The 22,935-nt window shown below is 37.1% G+C and carries 21 protein-coding genes; 13 read left to right on the plus strand and 8 right to left on the minus strand.

All coding sequences use genetic code 11. From position 1 onward, the window contains the following. Nucleotides 1-60: 60 nt before the first annotated feature. The 5 genes from OO7_RS09105 (at nucleotide 61) to ahpF (ending at nucleotide 7,533) form a co-directional block, all read left to right on the plus strand. Nucleotides 61-1,131, plus strand: coding sequence for an HlyD family secretion protein (locus OO7_RS09105; protein WP_008915659.1), 1,071 nt, complete (start codon nucleotides 61-63; stop codon nucleotides 1,129-1,131). Beyond that, complete coding sequence (rbbA, locus tag OO7_RS09110) at nucleotides 1,128-3,884, plus strand: ribosome-associated ATPase/putative transporter RbbA (RefSeq protein ID WP_008915660.1); 2,757 nt, start codon at nucleotides 1,128-1,130, stop codon at nucleotides 3,882-3,884. Before OO7_RS09105 ends, rbbA begins: the two co-directional genes overlap by 4 nt. A gap of 6 nt (nucleotides 3,885-3,890) precedes the next feature. Then, nucleotides 3,891-5,015 (plus strand): ABC transporter permease, encoded by a 1,125-nt coding sequence (locus OO7_RS09115; RefSeq protein ID WP_169337396.1) that lies wholly within the window; start codon nucleotides 3,891-3,893, stop codon nucleotides 5,013-5,015. 178 nt (nucleotides 5,016-5,193) lie between these two features. Further along, nucleotides 5,194-5,757: an alkyl hydroperoxide reductase subunit C gene (gene ahpC, locus OO7_RS09120; protein ID WP_008915662.1), complete on the plus strand. Its 564-nt coding sequence runs from the start codon at nucleotides 5,194-5,196 to the stop codon at nucleotides 5,755-5,757. 210 nt (nucleotides 5,758-5,967) lie between these two features. Then, nucleotides 5,968-7,533, plus strand: coding sequence for an alkyl hydroperoxide reductase subunit F (gene ahpF, locus OO7_RS09125; protein WP_008915663.1), 1,566 nt, complete (start codon nucleotides 5,968-5,970; stop codon nucleotides 7,531-7,533). Nucleotides 7,534-7,780: 247 nt separating this feature from the next. On the opposite strand, the gene OO7_RS09130 is transcribed toward ahpF, so the two are convergent. Further along, complete coding sequence (locus OO7_RS09130) at nucleotides 7,781-8,629, minus strand: SMP-30/gluconolactonase/LRE family protein (protein WP_008915664.1); 849 nt, start codon at nucleotides 8,627-8,629, stop codon at nucleotides 7,781-7,783. Further along, nucleotides 8,629-9,492 (minus strand): SDR family NAD(P)-dependent oxidoreductase, encoded by an 864-nt coding sequence (locus tag OO7_RS09135; RefSeq protein ID WP_043892689.1) that lies wholly within the window; start codon nucleotides 9,490-9,492, stop codon nucleotides 8,629-8,631. Before OO7_RS09135 ends, OO7_RS09130 begins: the two co-directional genes overlap by 1 nt. 139 nt (nucleotides 9,493-9,631) lie before the next feature. Here OO7_RS09135 and OO7_RS09140 point away from each other — a divergent pair, with 139 nt between their 5' ends. Beyond that, nucleotides 9,632-10,531 (plus strand): LysR family transcriptional regulator, encoded by a 900-nt coding sequence (locus OO7_RS09140; RefSeq protein WP_043892690.1) that lies wholly within the window; start codon nucleotides 9,632-9,634, stop codon nucleotides 10,529-10,531. Between the two features lie 199 nt (nucleotides 10,532-10,730). Next, complete coding sequence (locus OO7_RS09145; protein ID WP_008915667.1) at nucleotides 10,731-11,555, plus strand: PhzF family phenazine biosynthesis protein; 825 nt, start codon at nucleotides 10,731-10,733, stop codon at nucleotides 11,553-11,555. A 159-nt stretch (nucleotides 11,556-11,714) separates the two neighbouring features. On the opposite strand, the gene OO7_RS09150 is transcribed toward OO7_RS09145, so the two are convergent. Further along, a complete protein-coding gene (locus OO7_RS09150; RefSeq protein ID WP_008915668.1) occupies nucleotides 11,715-12,296 on the minus strand; it encodes a YebB family permuted papain-like enzyme in 582 nt (193 codons plus the stop codon). 160 nt (nucleotides 12,297-12,456) lie between these two features. Next, complete coding sequence (gene pdxR / locus OO7_RS09155; protein ID WP_008915669.1) at nucleotides 12,457-13,935, minus strand: MocR-like pyridoxine biosynthesis transcription factor PdxR; 1,479 nt, start codon at nucleotides 13,933-13,935, stop codon at nucleotides 12,457-12,459. A 107-nt stretch (nucleotides 13,936-14,042) separates the two neighbouring features. Here pdxR and OO7_RS09160 point away from each other — a divergent pair, with 107 nt between their 5' ends. Continuing rightward, nucleotides 14,043-14,501 carry a GNAT family N-acetyltransferase gene (locus OO7_RS09160; protein ID WP_008915670.1) on the plus strand — a complete coding sequence of 153 codons (459 nt, stop codon included), beginning with the start codon at nucleotides 14,043-14,045 and terminating at the stop codon, nucleotides 14,499-14,501. A gap of 279 nt (nucleotides 14,502-14,780) precedes the next feature. On the opposite strand, the gene OO7_RS09165 is transcribed toward OO7_RS09160, so the two are convergent. Continuing rightward, the gene (locus tag OO7_RS09165; protein WP_008915671.1) at nucleotides 14,781-15,023 is read right to left on the minus strand and encodes a HEAT repeat domain-containing protein; all 243 of its coding nucleotides are present in this window, start codon (nucleotides 15,021-15,023) and stop codon (nucleotides 14,781-14,783) included. A 557-nt stretch (nucleotides 15,024-15,580) separates the two neighbouring features. On the opposite strand from OO7_RS09165, the gene OO7_RS09170 reads away from it, so the two are divergent. From OO7_RS09170 to OO7_RS09185, 4 genes are all read left to right on the plus strand, one after another. Next, a complete protein-coding gene (locus OO7_RS09170; protein WP_201764255.1) occupies nucleotides 15,581-17,041 on the plus strand; it encodes an AMP nucleosidase in 1,461 nt (486 codons plus the stop codon). 20 nt (nucleotides 17,042-17,061) lie between these two features. Next, nucleotides 17,062-17,598, plus strand: a complete 537-nt coding sequence (locus tag OO7_RS09175) for a GNAT family N-acetyltransferase (RefSeq protein WP_008915673.1) — start codon at nucleotides 17,062-17,064, stop codon at nucleotides 17,596-17,598. A gap of 215 nt (nucleotides 17,599-17,813) precedes the next feature. After that, on the plus strand, nucleotides 17,814-18,773 hold the full coding sequence (gene accA / locus OO7_RS09180) for an acetyl-CoA carboxylase carboxyl transferase subunit alpha (protein WP_008915674.1): 960 nt from the start codon (nucleotides 17,814-17,816) through the stop codon (nucleotides 18,771-18,773). Nucleotides 18,774-18,871: 98 nt separating this feature from the next. After that, nucleotides 18,872-19,768: a LysR family transcriptional regulator gene (locus OO7_RS09185; RefSeq protein ID WP_008915675.1), complete on the plus strand. Its 897-nt coding sequence runs from the start codon at nucleotides 18,872-18,874 to the stop codon at nucleotides 19,766-19,768. 51 nt (nucleotides 19,769-19,819) lie between these two features. Here the strand turns inward: OO7_RS09185 and OO7_RS09190 are convergent, their stop codons facing one another. The 3 genes from OO7_RS09190 to OO7_RS09200 all read right to left on the minus strand — a co-directional run bounded on the left by OO7_RS09190 (nucleotide 19,820) and on the right by OO7_RS09200 (nucleotide 21,444). Next, nucleotides 19,820-20,284, minus strand: a complete 465-nt coding sequence (locus tag OO7_RS09190; RefSeq protein ID WP_008915676.1) for a YehS family protein — start codon at nucleotides 20,282-20,284, stop codon at nucleotides 19,820-19,822. A 147-nt stretch (nucleotides 20,285-20,431) separates the two neighbouring features. Continuing rightward, nucleotides 20,432-20,746 (minus strand): AzlD domain-containing protein, encoded by a 315-nt coding sequence (locus OO7_RS09195; RefSeq protein ID WP_008915677.1) that lies wholly within the window; start codon nucleotides 20,744-20,746, stop codon nucleotides 20,432-20,434. Then, nucleotides 20,743-21,444 carry an AzlC family ABC transporter permease gene (locus OO7_RS09200; RefSeq protein ID WP_008915678.1) on the minus strand — a complete coding sequence of 234 codons (702 nt, stop codon included), beginning with the start codon at nucleotides 21,442-21,444 and terminating at the stop codon, nucleotides 20,743-20,745. Before OO7_RS09200 ends, OO7_RS09195 begins: the two co-directional genes overlap by 4 nt. Nucleotides 21,445-21,959: 515 nt before the next feature. Between OO7_RS09200 and leuE the strand changes: the two genes are divergently transcribed. Further along, nucleotides 21,960-22,601, plus strand: coding sequence for a leucine efflux protein LeuE (gene leuE, locus OO7_RS09205; RefSeq protein ID WP_008915679.1), 642 nt, complete (start codon nucleotides 21,960-21,962; stop codon nucleotides 22,599-22,601). The last annotated feature ends 334 nt before the right edge of the window (nucleotides 22,602-22,935 follow it).

The following is a 22,935-nucleotide window of genomic DNA, read 5'->3' on the forward strand; positions in this document are numbered from 1 at the left end:
TATTGTTTCATAAATTAATATTGAGATGAATGCTCTCACAAAATAAAAAGAAGGGATGGTATGAAAATAAATAAACGTAAGACCTTTTTTTATGTTGTTATTATTTTAATTATTGCTGCAGGTGGTTTTTATTATTGGAGTGTTAATTCTAGCAATTTACCCGCTGGTTTTGCACAAAGTAATGGTCGTATTGAGGCAACCGAAATAGATATAGCGACTAAAACCGCAGGACGAATAGATACGGTTATGGTGAGAGAAGGTGATTTTGTCAAGGAAGGTCAGATTCTTGCCAAAATGGATACTCGAGCATTACAAGAGCAACTCCATGAAGTGCAAGCTCAGTTACGTCAAGCCGTGAGTAATGTTTCAACCGCGGAATCCGCATTAGTCCAACGTGAGAGTGAAAAACTTGCTGCACAGGCGGTTGTTCGTCAGCGTGAATCTGAACTTGATGCCGCACAAAAAAGGCTCAATCGTTCAAGAGCATTAGTCAGAACAAATGCTGTTTCGCAACAACAAGTTGATGATGATACAGCGCAAATGCAAGGTTCTCGAGCTGCACTTGAAGCAGCAAAAGCGCAAGTTGCTGCCTCTGTTGCTGCGATTAACTCTGCAAAATCTGGTGTTGTACAAGCGAAAACAAGAGTGGATGCAGCGACCGCAACAGAAAGACGTATTCTGGCTGACTTAGATGACAGCGTATTAAAAGCCCCGCGTAATGGACGTATTCAATATCGTGTAGCAGAGCCTGGTGAAGTTTTAGGTGCGGGTGGTCGCGTATTAAATATGGTTGACTTAAGTGATGTTTACATGACCTTTTTCTTGCCAACGGAAGATGCAGGAAAAGTTGCCATCGGCAGTGATGCTCATATTGTCTTAGATGCTGCGCCAAATATTGTCATTCCAGCGAAAACGACGTTTGTCGCTAGTGTCGCGCAATTTACGCCTAAGACCGTTGAAACTCAAAATGAACGTTTGAAATTAATGTTCCGTATTCGCGCTCGTATCTCACCTGAATTACTGGAAAAACACCTTGAATATGTCAAAACAGGTTTACCGGGCAAGGCTTACGTTCAATTAGATCCAAATGCGCAATGGCCTGCTGAACTTGAAGTGAGATTACCACAATGACCGATAAATGGATGGATGATGTGATCATAGATTTAAAACATGTCAGCCAACATTACGGTGATAATTGTGCGTTGGATGACATTACTTTAGCGATCCCCGCCAGAAAGATGGTGGGGCTTATTGGGCCAGATGGCGTTGGGAAATCAACATTAATCTCTTTAATTGCAGGAGCAAGAAAGATCCAGCAAGGAGAGGTGATTGTTCTTGGTGGCAACATGGCGGATGAAGAGCACCGCCGCGCTGTTTGTCCAAAAATTGCCTATATGCCGCAAGGGTTAGGGAAAAACTTATACCACACGCTTTCAGTATATGAAAACGTTGATTTTTTTGGCCGATTGTTTGGTCAATCTAAAAAAGAACGTGAATATCGTATTCATGATTTGTTGGAAAGTACCGGGCTTTTACCATTTAAAGATAGACCCGCAGGAAAATTATCTGGTGGGATGAAACAAAAACTGGGTCTATGTTGTGCGCTAATCCATGACCCAGATCTACTTATCTTGGATGAACCAACGACAGGGGTTGACCCATTATCGCGAGCTCAATTTTGGGATTTGATTGACCGTATTCGTGAACGTCAAACAAACATGAGCGTGTTAGTTGCGACGGCTTATATGGAAGAAGCGGAACGTTTCGATTGGCTTGTTGCAATGGATGATGGCAAGGTGCTAGCAACCGGCCATGCATTAGAACTTAAATCTCAAACAAACTGTGATGAATTAGAGGAAGCCTTTATTGCTTTGTTGCCAGAAGAAAAGCGCAGCGGGCATACGAAAGTGGTTATTCCTCCACGTGATACTTCTGAAGATAATATTATTGCCATTGAAGCCGAAGGCTTAACCATGCGATTTGGTGATTTTGTCGCGGTTGACCATGTTGACTTAAAAATTCCTAAAGGAGAAATATTTGGCTTTTTAGGCTCTAATGGGTGTGGTAAATCAACCACAATGAAGATGTTGACGGGTTTATTGCAAGCAAGTGAGGGGCAAGCATGGCTTTTTGGTCAAGAAATTGATCCAAAAGATCTCGAAACACGTAAACGTGTTGGTTATATGTCGCAGGCATTCTCCCTCTATAATGAATTAACCGTTGAACAAAACCTTGAGCTGCACGCAAAGCTATTTCATATTCCAGAAAATGAAATTAAAGACCGCATTGATGAAATGTGTGAGCGTTTTGAGCTAAATGATGTTCGCGACACCATGCCGGATGATTTACCACTCGGTATTCGCCAGCGTTTATCATTAGCCGTGGCGGTGATCCACCGTCCTGAAATGTTAATCCTTGATGAGCCAACTTCGGGTGTTGACCCGGTTGCTCGAGATATGTTTTGGAATTTAATGGTCGACCTTTCTAGGCGTGACGGTGTTACAATCTTCATTTCAACGCACTTTATGAATGAGGCCGAACGTTGTGACCGTATTTCTCTGATGCATGCGGGGAAAGTGCTCGATTGTGATACGCCAGAAAACCTAACGAAAAAGAAAGGCCTTGATACGCTAGAAGCCGCTTTTATTGCCTATCTCCAAGATGCAATAGGCGAAGATGACGGTTCTAAAGATACCGCACCTGAATTTAATATTGATCCAGAATTAAAGAAAGAAACAGAAGAAGCATTAAAAAGTCGTTTTAGCTTCCGCCGTTTATTTAGTTATAGCATTCGTGAAGGAATGGAACTGCGCCGTGACCCAGTCCGTTCGACATTAGCTTTGTTAGGAACAGTCATCCTGATGTTTATTATGGGATATGGGATCAGCATGGATGTCGAAAATTTGCGTTTTGCTGTTCTAGATCGCGACCAAACCGGATTAAGTCAAGATTACACATTAAATTTAGCGGGTTCTCGTTACTTTATCGAACAGCCACCATTGAAAGATTATGATGAACTTGAAACGGCATTACGAAGTGGTAAAGTTTCTGTGGCAATTGAAATCCCACCAAACTTTGCGCGCGATATTGCGCGCGGTCATTCCGTTAAGATTGGTGTATGGGTGGATGGTGCGATGCCAAAACGGGCGGAAACAGTCAGGGGATATGTACAAGCTATGCATCTTGCTTGGTTGAGTAACATGGCGGCAAAACAGCCTTCTGGTGTAGCCGGTATGCCTGTTATTGATATACAAACCCGTTACCGCTATAACCCAGATGTAAAAAGTTTACCTGCGATTGTTCCGGCTGTTATTCCCTTACTTTTGATGATGATACCTGCAATGTTAAGTGCATTGAGTGTGGTTCGCGAAAAAGAGCTTGGGTCTATCATTAACCTTTATGTCACCCCGATCACCAAATTAGAATTTTTGCTTGGTAAACAGATACCTTATATTTTATTGGGTATGTTTAACTTCTTTTTACTCTGCCTTTTGAGTGTATTTGTATTTGGTGTCTCCTTTAAAGGGAGTTTTTTGACGCTCACATTGGCTGCATTTCTGTATATCATGATTGCTACGGGAATGGGCTTGCTCATTTCATGTTTTATGAAAAGCCAAATAGCAGCAATATTCGGTACAGCAATTATCACACTGATCCCTGCAACGCAATTTTCTGGAATAATTGACCCAGTTTCATCACTTGAGGGAATAGGACGCTGGGTAGGGATGATATATCCAACTTCTCACTTTTTAACCATCACGCGAGGCACTTTCTCTAAAGGATTAAGCTTGTTTGATTTACAAGTCTCTTATATTCCTCTGTTGATTACGATCCCGATTGTGATAGGTCTTAGTGTCATTTTCCTGAAAAAACAGGAGTCTTAACTGATGATACGTAATATACAGAATATATTTAACTTAGGTGTTAAAGAGTTGCGTAGTTTAGGGCGTGATAATGCAATGATAGCGTTAATTATCTTTGCATTTACTGTGTCAATTTACTCATCAGCGACAGTGACTTCAGGTTCGTTACACAATGCTCCTATCGCTATTGTGGACCAAGATAGGTCGCAATTATCAAGCCGGATAATTAATAGCTTTTATCAGCCATATTTTAATACGCCGGTAGAGATAACTCCCGAGCAAATTGATGGTGTATTAGACCGCGGTACTTATACTTTCGTCTTAGATATTCCACCCAATTTTCAACGAGATGTTTTAGCGGGGCGTCATCCGGAAATTCAAGTTAATATTGATGCAACGCGAATGAGTCAAGCTTTCTTAGGTAATAGTTATATTCAGAATATTACCTTGGGTGAAGTGAATGAGTTTTTGGCAAAGGCTAGAAGTGGTGAAAGTCTCCCTGTAGATCTTGAAGTGAGAATGCAATTTAACCCCAACTTAACGCAATCTTGGTTTGGTTCGGTTATGGCTATCATTAATAATATTACGATGTTAGCGATTATTCTGACGGGAGCAGCTTTAATTCGTGAAAGAGAACACGGAACAGTGGAACATTTAATGGTGATGCCATTAACGCCATTTGAAATCATGATGTCTAAAATATGGTCTATGGGGTTAGTCGTTCTGATTGCTTCAAGTGTTTCTCTGATTTTAGTCATCAAGCTTTTGCTACAAGTCCCAATTGAAGGCTCAATACTGCTATTTATGTGTGGTGTTGCGTTAAGTCTCTTTGCTACAACATCAATTGGTATTTTTATGGGAATAATCGCGCGTTCTATGCCGCAATTTGGCTTATTAATGATTTTAGTTTTGCTACCATTAATTATGCTTTCTGGTGGTGTAACAGCAAGGGAAAGTATGCCGCAGTTGGTTCAAGACATCATGTTAACAATGCCGACAACACACTTTGTTAGTCTTGCCCAAGCTATTTTGTATAGAGGTGCTGGGTTCCAAATTGTTTGGCCACAATTCCTAATATTATTTGCTATTGGTGCCGTTTTCTTCTCACTTGCATTGGTTCAATTCCGTAAAACAATTGCAAGCATGGCATAAATGAATATGTTAATAATACATAAATAACTTGCTGTATTGTTAAATAAACGTTTAAATGTGAAACCTATTGATTGAAATATTATTGTTAGGTAATACCTATCATATTAATAGTATCAACTGATTGGAAATAAATGCGGTAAACCATTATCTTATTAGGTAACAAAACAGGAGAAATAAGATGTCTTTAATTAATACTAAAATCAAACCATTTAAAAACCAAGCATTTAAAGACGGTAAATTTATTGAAGTTACCGAAAAAGATGTTGAAGGAAAATGGAGTGTATTTTTCTTCTATCCAGCAGACTTCACTTTCGTATGCCCAACTGAACTTGGTGACATTGCAGACCATTACGCAGAATTCCAAAAAATGGGTGTTGAAATTTTCTCTGTTTCAACTGATACCCACTTTACTCACAAAGCATGGCATGAATATTCAGATACCATTGGTAAAATCAAATATGCAATGATTGGTGACCCAACAGCTGAACTGACACGTAACTTTGAAAACCTGCGTGAAGCAGAAGGTTTAGCAGACCGTGGTACTTTCGTTGTTGACCCACAAGGTATCATTCAAGCAATCGAAATCACCGCTGAAGGTATTGGTCGCGACGCTGAAGACCTGCTACGTAAAATTAAAGCAGCTCAATACGTTGCAAGCCACCCAGGTGAAGTTTGCCCAGCTAAATGGAAAGAAGGTGAAGCAACTCTTTCTCCATCTTTAGACCTAGTCGGCAAAATCTAATTCGAAAACTCTTTCGAAAGCAAAACAATTATGCTGATATTTCGGGTGCATCTGCACCCGATTTAAAATGAGGTATAAAATCATTTTAAATATTCGCCATAACAATTGTTAAAAATCAGCGAGTAAGACAAGTAAAAAATTAATCATTTTTCGTCTACTGGCAATTTATACTGGGTGCTATGTACCCGATATTATGGACAAGGGGATCATATGCTCGATAATAATATGCAAGCGCAATTAAAAGCTTATTTAGAAAGATTAACTAAACCCGTTGAGTTGGTTGCAAATTTAGATGGCAGCAATAAATCAAATGAAATAAAAGAGCTGCTAAATCAAATTGCATCACTTTCAGATAAAATAACTGTGCGTGAAACACATGATAGTGCGATAAGAACGCCATCATTTTTAATTACCAATCCAGGTGTTGATAGCGGCGTGCGTTTTGCTGGTTCTCCACTAGGTCACGAATTTACCTCTCTTGTCCTTGCTTTGCTACAAGTGGGTGGTCATCCATCAAAAGAAGCACAAGAGTTATTAGATCAAGTGAAAGCCCTTGAAGGGGAATTTCATTTTGAAACTTATTATTCTCTCTCATGCCATAACTGCCCAGATGTTGTACAAGCACTAAATTTAATGGCAGTGCTGAATCCAAATATCAGCCATACGGCAATAGATGGTGCATTGTTCCAAAATGAGATTGAAGAACGTAATGTTATGGGCGTCCCCGCTGTTTTCCTGAATGGAAAAGAGTTTGGTCAAGGCCGTATGACATTAAGTGAAATTGTTAATAAAGTTGATAGCAATGCTGATGCAAGAGCAGCTAAAGCACTCACTGAGCGTGAACCATTTGAAGTTCTGATTATTGGTAGTGGTCCTGCTGGTGCATCGGCTGCTATTTATACAGCGCGTAAAGGTATTCGCACAGGTATTATTGGTGAACGATTCGGTGGCCAAGTTATGGACACTGTTGATATTGAAAACTATATTTCAGTTATCAAAACAGAAGGTTCAATTTTTGCTGGGGCACTGAAAAATCATGTTGATGACTACAGTGTTGATGTCATTGATGGTCAATCTGTAACTAAATTAATCCCTGCTTCTGTAGAAGGTGGATTACACCAAATTGAAACAGCTTCCGGCGGCATAATGAAGTCACGCAGTATCATTATCGCGACAGGTGCTCGTTGGCGTAATATGGGTGTACCCGGTGAGGAAGAGTACCGCACAAAAGGTGTTACATTCTGCCCACACTGTGATGGTCCATTATTTAAAGGTAAACGTGTTGCTGTTATTGGTGGTGGTAACTCAGGTATCGAAGCTGCAATCGACCTAGCAGGTATTGTTGAACATGTCACTGTATTAGAATTCGCTCCAGAACTGAAAGCGGACTCTGTATTGCAAGACAAAGCGCGTAGCATGAATAATATTGATATTATTGTGAATGCGCAAACAATGGAAGTGAAGGGCGATGGAAGCAAGATGACTAGCCTAGAATATAAAGATCGAACTAGTGATAGTATGCATTCTTTAGAAGTTGCTGGTGCTTTCGTTCAAATTGGTCTTTTACCAAATACAAACTGGTTAGGTGATACTATTGCTCGTAACCGTATTGGTGAGATTGAAGTGGATGCACGTTGTGAAACCAGTATGAAAGGGATATTTGCGGCGGGTGACTGTACTACAGTTCCGTATAAGCAAATTATTATCTCTGCTGGCGAAGGTGCTAAAGCCGCACTTAGCGCATTTGATTACCTGATCCGTACAAGTAGCAACTAGAGAAAATAGACAAAATATCTATAAAATCATAATGTTATATTCAGAAAGGCACTCAGAGATGAGTGCCTTTCTATATCTAGAGAATCCCGCGCTACGCATGGGGATTACCCCAAACGAATCTGAAAATAGATACTGGAAAAACTCTAAAGCGGTGGTAAGTTTTAATTGACTACTACGAATAGGTCAGATTACCTTGCTACCTAAGCGTGATATTTAGCTAGTTATATACAATTTATAAAATCAACGCTTATAGCCCTAATGCTCGTTTATAGTCGAGCACCAGCAGTGAGCCTGATTGAGGCCTCGTTTTCAAATGAGTTTCCGATAGCCCAAGTCTCGCTGAGGTGATATACAGATAATCTTCATTATCAGCAAAAGTACAGCTTGTCGGTCGATGAACAGGAAGTTGAAAACACCGCTCAATTTCTCCTTCTGGAGATATCCGCGCAATGGCGGCTCCGTCAAAGAGTACACTTAGAAGAAATCCATGTTTGTCTACAATCAATCCGTCAGGCTTACCTTCTTTGCTATTAATACTTATCACAACCCTTCTATTACTGACTTTTCCTGAGTGGGGATCCATATCATACCCATAAATTACGCCGCGCCGTGAATCAGTTACGTAAAGAGTTTTCCAATCTAGACTCCAACTTATTCCATTAATCAACGTGAAACCTGAATCTACAGTATGCCACTTACCATCAGGATCGAAACGATATAAAATTCCGGTTCCCTCTTTTAAATCTTGGTCAATCAATCCAACCCATAAACGACCAGAAGAATCCAATTTGGCATCGTTGAAGCGAAAATTTTTATGTGCGTGTGGGGCAGTCGCTATCCTTTGTCTTTTTCCTTTTATATCAATGAGTTCAATGTGACAGCCAATGCCAATAATTAGCTCACCTGTGATTTTTTCCACCACAAAACCCAGAGGGCTAGGTAAGGCATATTCCACATTCTGACTTGTTATCGGATCGAAAAAATTGAGAGAAGCACCAAGAGTATCGACCCATAAAAGCCTTGCTCTTACGGGGCTCCAAATAGGCGATTCACCCAATATAGCCTTACTTGCAAAGGCCACTGATATGTTATTCATTATCGAGGTTCCACGCTAGGAATAGCAATGTATTGCCAGTTTTCCACCATTTCTTGAATGGTTGATGCCTGAATAGCGCGTAGATTTAGTGGATAATTGACATTTTCGGCTTCCATCATTTTGGTAGCATGAAATTGCCCGTTCGCAGCACGAAGTATCCATCCTCCTTCAATGCATGCTGCTGAGGCCAAATAGGCTACACCAGGGGCGACTGATGCTGGATATAGATCGGCAGGTTCTTCCTCTATACCCCACATGCGAGTCTTGGCGACGGGGGATATTGCATTAACGATAATCCCATCGTTTTTACCTTCGTAAGCTAGGACATTCATGATCCCAACTATAGCCATTTTAGCCGCTGCATAGGATGCTAAACCTTTATGAACATACTGCGGATAGAGAGCTCGACAAGAAGTTGTCATAATAATACGGCCATAGCCAGCCGCTTTCATTGTAGGCCAAACAGCCTGTGAGAGCCAAAGCGGTGCCTTAGCCGCGATATCCATCATGTGGTCAAAAGAACTCTCTTTTATCGACTCAATGTCCTCATAAGCAACCCAACCTGCATTATGGATCAAGGCATCTAACCGACCCGCTACTTTGAGCGCATCGTGACAGAGTTTTTGACACCCTTCTCGTGAGTCAATATTCCCTATAATAGCTTGTACATTCAATCCTTCTAATCGAAGTGTCTCTGCTGCAAATTCGGCAACCTGAGGATCTGTTCCTTCTCCCAAAGAATTAGCACCAATATCCTGAATCAAAACCATTGCACCAAGCTGGCCGATATAGCGCGCATATGCAAAACCCAATCCTCGGGCAGCACCAGTAATAAGTACAACCTGTCCTTTAAAATTCACCATATCACTTGCACCATTACAATAAATTATTGCATAACAGCTTAGAGTGATTGAAATGATATATAAAATACTATTTATATCATTCCATGATACATTATTTGTATCGTAGTTAAGTAAGCTTAATAACAAAATAGGGCGGGATATGACAACCAAAATTCGAACGCGGATCAGTTTACGTAGTATGGAGCAATTCATTGCTGTAGCTGAGGAATTACATTTCCATCGTGCTGCGAAACGCCTAAATATGTCACAACCTCCATTAACAAATGCCATACTAAAACTAGAAAAAGATCTCGGTGTTACCCTGCTTGAGCGTGGTAATCGAATACTTGGACTCACACTTGCGGGAAAGGTGTTTTTTAGTGAGGCATGTGAAACCATTCGACAGGCTGAAAAAACGATTATTTCTACGCGGGATGTAGCAGAAGGTCGAACAGGGCTTTTACACTTAGGTTATGTGGGAAGTGCTCTTTATGGTCGGTTGCCCGATATTATTCGCGGCTTTAGAGAAAGTCATCCTCAGGTGCGCATTGAGCTACGAGAAGATACAACCTTAGCGCAAGTCACTGCACTTCAGGATGGGAAATTAGATATTGGTGTGTTGCTTCCTCCTCTGGAAAGAGCTGATAGCATCAATTTAATAAATTTCGACAATGATCGATTGTGCATGGCTATCCCCAAAGCGCACCCTCTCAGTCAATGTTCAGAACTGACCCTTGCTGATCTTGCAAATGAACCTTTCATTTTATGGCCAATGCTTGAAGGACGAGGTTTTCATTTACGCGTTATCCGCCTTTGTGCTAAAGCAGGATTTGTACCTATGGTCACCCAAGAAGCACATGGGATGCATGCGGTATTATCATTAGTATCCGTTGGGGGTGGGGTATCTATTGTTCCTCAAAGTATGAGTAATTTTTGTCATGAACAAATTAGCTATCATCCCATATCTGATCCTGAGATTGAATTTGAGTTAGCTATAGGCTACCGACATTTATCCCCATTGGCTCGCAAATTTATTCATTTTATTCAAGAAGAACGATAAGGTTTCCGGCTTCCTAAGTATTCTTGGCCCTTATGAAACAGTATAATTGCCCGATAATCGCTATAATTGGTTATCGGGTCATGTTTGACATGGCTCCGCATGACAAAAAGATGAACCTCCACCAGAATGGATAATTATGTTATTAATCCATTAGTTATTATTCTGATAAATACCATAAATAAAATTATACAGGCATGAAATGAAGTATATTTTTGAACAAGTTAATGTATTTTCTTCTAAAAAACTCGATGGAAATCCCCTCGCGGTTGTTGTTGGAGCTGATAGCTTAACTACTGAACAAATGACTAAATTTGCAAAATGGACAAATTTGAGTGAAACCGTCTTTTTATTGCAGCCAACAACACAAGAAGCTGATTACCGCGTAAGGATTTTTACGACTGAAGGAGAACTACCTTTTGCCGGTCATCCTACCTTGGGGAGTTGTTATGTTTGGCAACAAATATATGGAAAGACACTAGATAAAACTGTTCAAGAATGTGGGTTGGGATTAGTGACAATAAAGAGGGTGAATAATCGCCTTGCATTCAAGGCTCCACCACTTATTCGTAGTGGTGAAGTTGAACAAAGTGAAAAATTAAAATTATTAAAAGCTTTAGATATCACGGATGAGGATGTTGTTGATTTTCATTGGTTAGATAATGGTCCGGGTTGGTTAGGTATTGAGCTTAAATCTGTTGATAAGTTATTAAGCATCAAACCAAATTACGCGCAATTACACGGTTATAACATCGGTTTATGTGCCATTTATCCAGAAGGTTATGATAAACAGTTAGAAGTCAGAGTTTTTTGCTGTTCAATTGCTGAAGAAGATCCTGTCACGGGAAGTTTTAACGCAAGTGTCGCTCAATGGTTAATTCCTCAGAAAAAATTACCCGATCACTATATTGCAGGTCAGGGACAATGTGTTTCCAGTAATGGATTAATATATGTAACTTCGGATGAAGAAGGAATTTGGATTGGCGGCGATGTTATAAATTGTATTAGTGGTACAGTTGAGCTTTAATTATTATAAGGTTACTGTTTTGTAACCTTATAATTTTTTCTAGTTCTATAATTAACAGATAATTATGGGTATTTAGCTTTTTCACTTAATTATATTAGACAATTTATACTGTTTTTATTGATGAAAATTTTTCAAATACTCTAATACTATTTTAAACTGTTAATGAATATCATCATAGTTATGATAAATTAATTTAAGTTGAGGGTGATTCCATAAACTTGCTGGTGTTACTGTTGCGCGATCCCACGGGATTTGACCAATGAACCATAATTTCCAGAAATTGAGTTTGGCATTAGGATTTTGTCCAAGTAATTCTTGAAACGTTTCTATCTTACCGATGTTAATTGAAAGTGCAGATTTGTAGATATCAAACACAAACTTAGAACAAAATTGTCTTGATGAATAGTAATCGAAACCAGTGTGATAAAATTTATGTAATCTTGCTGGAACTTCAGCAATTAATGCTTGCTTTTGCTCATTGGATAGCGGAGTTGCTAAACGACGTACACCATATTGGTGATTCGCAGAACGCTGGATAAAGCGTGTTAATGTTGTTGTGGTGGATAAGGGAACTCGACTTTCAGCAACGATATAATCTTGCCCATTATGCCCAATAATTATTCCCACATGATTACTCCAACATTGTGAGGCAGAGGCAATTTGGCGGAATAATGTGGTACCGATGCAGGTAAAAATAATATCGCCAATTTCATATTGCTGATAATCCGCTTTATTTTCCATCAGATACCTCACTAATATTAAAAAGTCTAAATTATGTGTATTTTATTTTTCATTGAAAATGATTATATAAGATAATGTCATGAAATAGAGATGGATAATGTAATATTTAAGTCATTGGTTGAGCTTTTATTTATTATTGATGAAGTGTGTCTCTTTATGATTACAAGTGTTTAATTACGTGACTTAATGCGATGATATTATTAGTAATATCTGTTTCATTATGAGCTGCATAACCGAATAAAATTGCGTTATTATTCTGACTATTAATACAATAACGAGAAAGCGGTTGTACGCCAAAACCTAGCTGACGACAAGCAGATATAATATCTTGTAAGTTATATTCAGGTTTTACCCAACATACAGCATGAATACCTGAATCTGTTAATTCAACCTCAAAAACATGTGGTAAATAATGTCTAATGGTTTCAATTAATATTAATTGTCGAGAATAACAAATTTTTCGTACCCGTCTGACATGGCGGGCATAATGGCCTTCTTGAATAAATTGTGCTAAAGCCGCTTGTTCTAAATAACCAGAATGGCTGTCGCTGTAATATTTAATCATAGTAAAAGCTTCTTGAAGTTTTTCTGGAACAATTAAAAATCCCAATCGAAAACCTGGGTACATCATCTTAGAAAATGTTCCTGAATAGATAACCCGCTGATATTTATCAAGCCCTTGGAGTGCTTGTATTGGCTTAGAAAGATAACGAAATTCGCTATTATAATCATCTTCAAAAATCCAAGCATTATTTTGATAAGCCCACTCTAATAGTGCCAATCGACGAGGCAAACTTAATGTTGTTCCTAGAGGGAACTGATGAGAAGGTGCTGTATAAATAAATTTTGCATCAGCATGATATTTAGCAGCATAAGCAATATCCATGCCCTCATTATCAGAAGGAATTGGTGATATGTTAATGCCCGAAACACTTAAAATTGCTCTGGCACTGTCATAACCAGGGTCATCTAACCATGCGCAATCGCCTGTTTGTAATAATACTTTAGTGGCTATATTTATCGCTTGTTGTGTACCATTTACAATAATGATTTGGTCTTGATGACAATTTACTCCTCGTGTAGAACGAACATAATCAGCTAAAATTTTTTTTAATGGTGGGTATCCTGCGGGGTGGTTATAGTGAGTAATCTCACGTTTAGAACTACGCCAAGCACGCCCAAGAATGCGCCCCCATAAATCATGAGGAAATTGGTCAACACATCCGACACCTATATTAAACATTTTATATTGAGATGTGTTAGGTCTCGATTTTTCCCATTGAGTAGCCAAATTTGTGAGATTTGAGTTGGGATGAAATGTTGTTTGTTGTGATTTAGGAACATGACACATTTTTGTTGGCAATTTAATCACATCATCGGGGCGAGTTGTGGACACATAAGTTCCAGCCCCTTTTTTAGTAAATAAATAGCCTTCATCTGTTAAACGATCAAAGCCAGCTATAACAGAATTACGTGAGATTGACATCATTTCGGCAAAAGCACGGCTTGATGGAAGTTTTGTGCCTGCCGCCAAACGCCCATCTAGAATCGCGTTACGGATCGTGTGATAAACCTTATCTTTAATATAACCGCCATCTAAAAGTAGGTGCGGGAATTGAGCCTGTGATTTTGCTTTCATTAAAAGTGGATCCTAAATAAATATTAAAAGTGTATCTTATACAGTTCCAGATGGACAAGTAATATAACGCTATCAATTGATATGCCTATATTTTAAAAGGAGTTATTATGAATAATAATGAATTAGTTATTGATGTGAAATTAGTATCACCTGAGCATTATGCTCAATGGTTAGATTATTGGCTGCAGTACCAAGAATTTTATAAAGTGGAGCTGAGTGAAGAAACAACGTTGAAAACTTGGGAACGTTTCTTTGATGATAATGAGCCAATGTATTGTGCAGTTGCATTAGAAGATGGAAAAGTTGTTGGTTTTGTTAATTATCTTTACCATCGTTCTACATGGGCTAAAAATAATTTCTGTTATCTCGAAGATTTATTTGTTTCACCAGATGTGAGAGGGCGACATATAGGTAAGTGCTTGATTGAATTTGTTCATACTCAAGCTAAGCAACATGCATGCAATCGTTTATATTGGCATACACAAGAAACTAATTTACGCGGTCAGAGGCTTTATGACTGGGTTGCACAAAAACCAGGTGTTATTGAATATAGAATGCCGTTGTAAACAATTAATTATTTTTTATTGATATTCATTTAACGTCATTAAATAAAATTATTATGCCGAGATAATTTTATACTCGGCATTTAGGTTTTAATGTATCGGTTATTAGAAAAATAAAACTTTTTACGATTATATTAAATGAGTCTGATATTTATTAATTCAACAATATCAAAATAATTTAATGTCTTCTATGGTTATATAGGTATTACCTATATGTTTATTATAATAAAATTAAATTGCAAATGAGGAGTTTAATAATCAAAAATTAATAATAAATAGAGATTAACCTTTATTTGATTTGTTTTCTTGTTGACTAAAATAACTTGCTAACTTACTTAATGAGTTAATAGATGATATAGCAACTTCTTTATTTGGATCATGGCAAAGAGTTAACAGCCGGACGATAGCTTTTTCTTGGTCGATTGTTGATTTATAGTCTCCTAACGCTGATATTGCAGCAACCTTAACATTGTCATTACTGCGAAAGGTTAGCTCAACAAGTGTACTAATAATTTGTTGTTCCATTAATAACCTCACTATAATTTTATTAAATTAATTTATCCTTAATTACTATTTTAAATTAAAGCAATGATAACATCTCTCTGTATTGGGATATTGTTTAACGGTTTTATACCAAAATAACCTTTATTATGGGTTATTTTGGTATTTATAATATAAACCCAGAATTGTTGTATTATTATGTAAATTTATTTTTATCTATTTTAATGATATTTCAATATGTAAGTAATAAAATCCGAAAGTGTTTTATTGTAAAAAATAAATAATTTTAATTTAAATTGGTTACTTTATTTATTCATGATAAGAGTTTACTAATAAAAAGAGTTGATATAAAACAAATTGTCTTGTTAATTTTTCGTTTCGATTATTTTTGAAAAGAGACATCTCATTCTATATCGAATAGTATTCAAGTTTATCCTTAATTTTGTTTGTCATTTTAAGAATGTTGTTTGATGATAAATAAAAACCAACAGTTAAGCTTATTTATAGCTTATAGTATAACTCAGTTTATTTGTAATCATCCTCAGTTGGGAATGTTATCTAATAAGGAGCTTAGCGTGCCTATTGAACAATGCCAAAGTTATGAAAATCTAACCATTGATGAAGTTCTAACTAAACTTGAGTTGCTATATAACAATGCTATTGATTTACAAAGAAATGCTATTGCTGATTATATTAAAGAAGGTAAGTTACCTGATATAGAAGCGAGAGAAAAAGGGGCATTTTCATACCCTGAATTATGTGTTGAATGGTATGGACAAGTTGATCATTGTGAAAAAACTCGTGCATATGCTCGTTTTGTTAAACGGGGAAATTACAGCATCACAGTGACTCAACCTGAATTATTTCGTCACTATTTAACAGAACAATTGACTATTTTGCAGCAAGATTACGATGTTTCATTTACTGTTCGTCCCTCTAAGGTTGAAGTGCCATATCCATTTGTAATTGATGGCTCTGATTTAGTATTAGATAGAAGTATGGGAAGTAGCCTTGCTACATATTTCCCTATTACTGACCTTGCAGAAATTAGTGATGATATTACTGATGGCTTAATTCAATCTACGGATGAATGGCCATTATCTCATTTTGATGCTTTGCGCGTAGACTTTTCTTTAGCGAGACTGAAGCATTATACAGGCACCCCTCCAGAACACGTGCAACCCTATATTTTGTTTACCAACTATAATCGTTATGTTGATGAGTTTGTTAGTTGGGCTTGTGAGCAGATTAAGGATCCTAATAGCCGATATATTGCGTTATCTTGTGTCGGGTTCCATTATTTAACCGCTGAAAATGCTGATCCTGCTATAGCAACATCTGATTTGACATGGAAAAAATTTCAAATGCCAGCCTATCATTTAATTGCAAAAGATGGTGCAGGCATCACGTTAATTAATATTGGCGTGGGTCCATCAAATGCAAAAAATATATGTGATCATTTAGCGGTATTAAGGCCACATGCTTGGTTAATGATTGGGCATTGTGGCGGATTACGAGAAAGCCAAAATATTGGAGATTATGTTTTAGCGCATGCTTATTTACGTGATGATCATATTTTAGATGATGTCTTGCCGCCTGATATTCCAATCCCAAGTATTGCAGAGGTACAAAGAGCGCTTTATGATGCAACTAAGCAGGTTAGTCGTATGCCGGGTGAATTAGTTAAACAGCGCTTACGTACAGGAACAGTTGTTACTACAGATGATCGCAATTGGGAATTAAGATTTTTTGCAACAGCACGTCGTTTTAGTTTGAGTAGGGCAGTTGCCGTTGATATGGAAAGTGCAACGATTGCGGCTCAAGGTTATCGTTTTAGAGTGCCTTATGGCACATTATTATGTGTTTCTGACAAACCTTTGCATGGTGAAATTAAATTACCTGGACAAGCAAATAGCTTTTATGAAGGTGCGATATCAGAGCATTTGCAAATAGGAATACGTGCAATAGATTTGCTTAGGGAAGAAGGCGATAAGTTGCATTCACGAAAACTAAGAACATTTAATGAGCCACCTTTTAGGTAATCATAATAAAGGAATAACATATGTTAAATAAAAGTTGTGTTATTCCTTTGCTCGAAACAGATAGGTTGATTTTAGCCGGCCATCAACATAGTGATTTCCCTGCATTAGCGAAGCTTTGGGCAACACAATCAGTGGTTCGATATTTAGGTGGCTCGCCTTCTACTGAACGCGAGTCATGGATGCGAATGTTGGAATATCTAGGATTATGGCCTTTATTAGGATTTGGATATTGGGCTGTTAGAGAAAAACAGTCCGGTCTTTATGTCGGTGATTTAGGCTTTGCTGATTTTCATCGGATGACTCGAGCTATTGTAAAAGGCACACCAGAGGCGGGGTGGATTATCGCATCTGAATTTCAAGGCCAAGGTTTTGCGACAGAAGCCATGGAAGGCGCGTTATTTTGGCTGAAATCTCAACATAAATTTAAACAAACTGTCTGTTTGATTGAACCTAATAATCTTGCTTCATTACGCGTTGCTCAAAAGTTAGGTTATATTCCGCAAAGAGAAGTTTTAATACAAGGTATTTGCAGTATCTTATATAAAAAAATGCTTTGAATACAACGATTCCATTAAAAGGAATCGTTGTATAAAACAATTTATTCAAGACCGATGAGTGATATATGAACCTGATACCGCTGATATTGAAGAATATATTATGCATTGTTTTTATTATCCCATTTTTGATAACTATTCATCCCAATTTCAAGCATAGAAAGTCTGCTGATCTTTAACTACACTGAAAATATTGTGGTATTGATTTGAGCATATTTATGTCTACTCATTTTCTTGCATTTGAAAAGCCGATTGTTGAGCTTCATGAAAAAATTGATGCTTTAGTCGCATTTAAGCAAAATGCTTCGCCATCAAACGTTAACTTTGATGAAGAAATTAAATTACTTGAAAAAAAGTGTCTTACGTTAACTAAAAATATTTTTTCTAAACTTAATGCATGGGAAATTGTGCAACTTGCACGGCATCCATTAAGACCTTACACACTTGATTATATCCCTTTAATTTTTACGAATTTCCAAGAACTTGCAGGTGATCGGGCTTATGCGGATGATAAAGCATTAATCGGAGGATTGGCGCGTTTAGATGATCAGCCAGTTATGGTCATTGGTCAACAAAAAGGGCGCACGACGAAAGAGAAAGTGTTCCGCAATTTTGGTATGCCTTCACCCGAAGGTTATCGCAAAGCATTACGTTTAATGAAAATGGCAGAGCGTTTTCATTTACCTGTCATTATCTTTATTGATTCTGCGGGCGCTTATCCAGGAATAGGTGCAGAAGAGCGGGGGCAGGCAGAAGCAATTGCTCGAAATATCTTAGAAATGTCGCGCCTAAAAACACCTATTATTTGTGTCATTACTGGGGAGGGGTGTTCTGGGGGGGCTTTGGCAATCGGTGTAGGCGATAGGATAAATATGTTAGAATACAGTACTTATGCGGCTATTTCTCCCGAAGGTTGCGCATCAATCCTTTGGAAAGATGCTCAAAAGGCGCAAATTGCAGCTGAAGTCATGGGAATGACAGCAATGCGTCTTAAAGAATTAGGTATTATTGATACCATTATTCCTGAGCCACTTGGTGGTGCACACCGTGATTATCAGCATGCAAGCCATAATTTAAAACAATGTTTACTCGCTGATTTATCAATATTAAAACAACTGGATACGGATACATTATTGGCTGAGCGTTATCAAAAGATTATGGCAATTGGCTATTGTTAATTTCTATTTTGATTAGTATCTGGCTAATAAACTATTTGCAAAGTAGCCAATATTGTTTATATAGAGATAAAGTGCAAAAATTTTAATAAAGGGCAATGATGCCAGTCGATCTGAATTTATTAAAGGTGTTTATTTCTGTCGCTTCCTATGGGAATTTTTCCCAAGCAGCTAAACAATTATCAATGCCAACATCGAATGTGAGTCGTAGCATCAAACAATTGGAAGAACAACTGAATTGTCGGCTAATTGAAAGAACTACACGCCGAATGCGGTTAACTGAACAAGGAAAAGTTTTACGACAGCAAAGTCAAAAGCTTTATTTAGAACTTGAAGATATTATTAATCAAATCAAACATCCGGCACAATTAACGGGTGTTTTGCGTATGACCATTCCTAGCGAAGCGGGTAGTATGTTACTCGCTGAGTTATTAGCTGAATTTGCGTTATTACATCCTCAGTTAGCTATTCATTGTGATACCCAATTAATACCACTCGATGTAATCCATGAAAATATTGATTTATTATTAACTTTTCATCGAGGTGAGTTAGGTAATAGCAGCTACCATTCTAAAGTAATAAAAACTTGGCAAAGTGTGGTAGTTGCCACACCAGATCTTATTAAACAAACAGGTTATCCGCAAAATATAGCAGAATTAGCGAATAAACCTTGTATCTCAAGTTTTAGTGCTTTAGCTGGGCAGCCATGGATATTTTTCGATCAAAATAAACAGCAAAAGAAAATAAGTATTAATAGTCATTATCGAGTAAATAGCGGTATTTTAGCTAAAATAGCAGCGTTAAAAGGTATTGGTTACGCAATTTTAGTTCAGGAATCTTGCCAATTAGAGATTGAACAAAAACAACTTGAGGTAATTTCTTTTGATGAGCAGCCTGCTCCTTTGGAGCTTCGGGCAATTTATGCGAGTAAAATGGCACTATCTCCGAATATTAATGCTTTTTTGCAGTATTTAGTTAATAAAATGAATATGGAATAAAGATTGTGTTAATTAACCACAATCTTTTCCTTAATGGCGTTAACTTAAATATTATGCGCCGCGTAATTGGATTGTTAAGCCTTTCAAAAAATAGCGCAGTAATTGGTCACCACAATCACGGTAGTTTTTATGCCCAGGTTTTCTGAATATGGCATTAAGTTCAGGCTTAGAAACACGAAAATCAACTAATTGATAAATCTCAATCATATCAACATCTTTTAATTCAAAAGCAACGCGTAGTTTTTTTAATATGATATTGTTTGTTATCCGCGTATCAATTTCTGGAGCGGGGTGGCTATCATCTTTGCCACGACGAAAATAAATCAATCCATTTAAAAAATGTCCTAACACATTGTCATTGCATTCGTTATATTCTGGATCATCATCTTTTTTTAACCATGTCACCATCTCTGCTTTAGTAACCTGTAAGCCTGCAAGTTTGACGATCTCAACCATTTGGTTGTCACTTAAATCCAACATATAACGAACACTGCGTAAAACATAATTATTAAGCATGGCTATTGATTTTCCATTATTAGATTATTTAAGTCCTAAATTTTAAGCATGCATACTAGAGAGTAATGAAATCTTAATCAATAAAAGGATGTGTAAAGACGGGATATAACACAGTAATGCTACTTTTTACACATCGCTTTAATCCTTTTATCCCATAAAATAGATCAATCCATAGAAAAATAGGAGAGTTAGACCTACCGTTATCAGCATATTTTTTACTAAAGAAGCAACAACGACACAAAATAGAGCTCCCCATAAATAAGGATTATCAGGGAATTCTCTTAGTTCTTTTCCTTCTAATAAAATTACGGGCGCACATATTGCCGTTAATAAACAAGGTGCAGAATAACTGAGCGCTTGGCGAATAAAAAGAGGAAGCCTAACAGGAAGTTGAGGGATCAAAAACACATAACGTAAACAGAATACAATTATGGTTAATGTAATGATTAATATCCAGATCATTTCTCCTCCTTGAGCAAACGGGAAATGATAACAGAAACAAACATCCCGCCAACACCTGCAATCACAATAGCACTACTCATAGAAAGCCGTGAAAGAACTATAGCCATAACTAAAGAAAAAATGACGCCACAAATGGTGCTCACTTTTTTAGTTAATGGCACAACAATCGCTAATAATGTCGCAACCACAGAAAAATCCAAATGTAATTTACTGAGGTCGGTAATGACATTCGCCATTGCAATTCCGCATAAGCTGGTAATTAACCATACAATATAAAAACTAAATCCAGCGCCAAATAAATAGGGAAAACTAAGTGGTTGACGTTTAGCCGCACTTATCGCAAATAATTCATCTGTAAGTAAAAAACCGATACTTAACCTTTGTGCAGTACTAAAATTTTTCACATATGGCCTCATCGTTAAGCCATATAATAAATGTTGTGAAGTGATAAAGAATACGGAAATAATAATGGTGATATAACCCGCACCTGAATTTAATAATCCCAATGTAACTAATTGAGCCGCACCTGCAAAAATCATTACTGACATCGAAACACTTTGCGAAAATGAAAGGCCTGCTTCTACAGCCATTGAACCAGCGAGGATCCCCCATGGAATGACGGCAAGATTTAGCGGCGTCATATGCATTGCACCATTAATAAAGGCACGCCGTTTTTGGTTATTTTGTTGTGAAAGCATGAAAAAGACCTTTTCCCAAAATTTAAAGTTGCTTTAGATCGCTGGTTGATTTACGGCGATAAGAAAATCACGCATGTTTTTATATAAAAGACCACAAAATAGCCAATAAAAATACGTTATTTATTTAACTATAACGCGATAGAAAAGCGCCTAAAACGAATGAACAGAATATGAATGTTATATCGTGAATCGAGATAATTTTCACTATCGCTTTTTTGTTGATACGCTCGAAATATAAATATAGAAAAATTAAAAATTTTGGAATTAAATTCCAGAATGCATGTGAATATCAACACGATTTCGTTTTGCTTAACAACGATGAATTATACGTCTGATTAATCGTAAATTATTGGTTGTTATGATTGGTTTGTCGGCTTTAACCTGAATACAATGACTATATTATTAATTAATGATAGTGATATCTTTCATTAAAAAAATGAAGCGTGTATTATATCTTCAATCAGATTAGTTTGTTTAAATTTTGTTGTATTTTTTATCGGATTAGTGGGTGCACTATGTTTGAAAATTTCGGTGTTACTAATTTATGGACATACTTAATCGGCGTTATTTTTATTACATTAGTTCCAGGCCCAAATTCTTTATTTGTCTTAACAAGTAGTGCAAAATATGGTGTGAAAAATGGCTATAAAGCTGCATTAGGTGTGTTTACTGGTGATGCTATGCTCATTTTTTTATCATTTTTGGGTGTTGCTTCTTTAGTAAAAACATCACCAATCTTTTTTAGTGTAATAAAGTATGCAGGTGCTGCTTACTTATTCTACTTAGGCATGAAGACGCTTTATAGTGTTATTCATAAAAAAGAAGCAGTTGCTGAAGCGGATATGATCTCACATGCAACAAAAGGGACGTATCAAAAAGCGGTATTTTTGAGCCTGCTGAATCCTAAAATGATTATTTTTTATGTGTCATTCTTTATTCAGTTCATTGATCCTGCTTATCCTAATGCGGGAATGCCATTTTTTGTATTAGGCTGTATTCTCGAAATATGCAGTATGATGTACTTATCGTTACTGATTTTTGGTGCGGTAGTAGTTACCAATATGGTGAAACATAATAAGAAATTATCTAAATTATCAAATAGCTGCATAGGTGCTGTATTTTTGATGTTTGGCGCTAAATTGGCTCTGACTGCATAATTTATTTGTAACGAGCTATAATAAAAAATCAATTGCAACAAGACGTTTAATTTTTAACTCAAGCTTCAATATGACTCTCATTGTTTGATTTATCTGTTCATTTTAGCAATATTATTGAAGCTTGAGTCCCTCCATTTTGTGATAACCTTTCTGATTAAGCATAAATTAAATTTTAACTATCCTATTTGTTATAAATAATCGCTATAAACTTGCGTATTTAGTAGCCAATGAATGACAAATAAATATATTTTCGTTTGTAATTAATATTGTAATTAAAAAGGGTATGTTTTAATGATAAATGTTAATTAAATGTAAATTAATCATTTTGCACTCA

The sequence above is a fragment of the Providencia sneebia DSM 19967 genome (assembly GCF_000314895.2).
GTDB classification, from domain to species: domain Bacteria; phylum Pseudomonadota; class Gammaproteobacteria; order Enterobacterales; family Enterobacteriaceae; genus Providencia; species Providencia sneebia.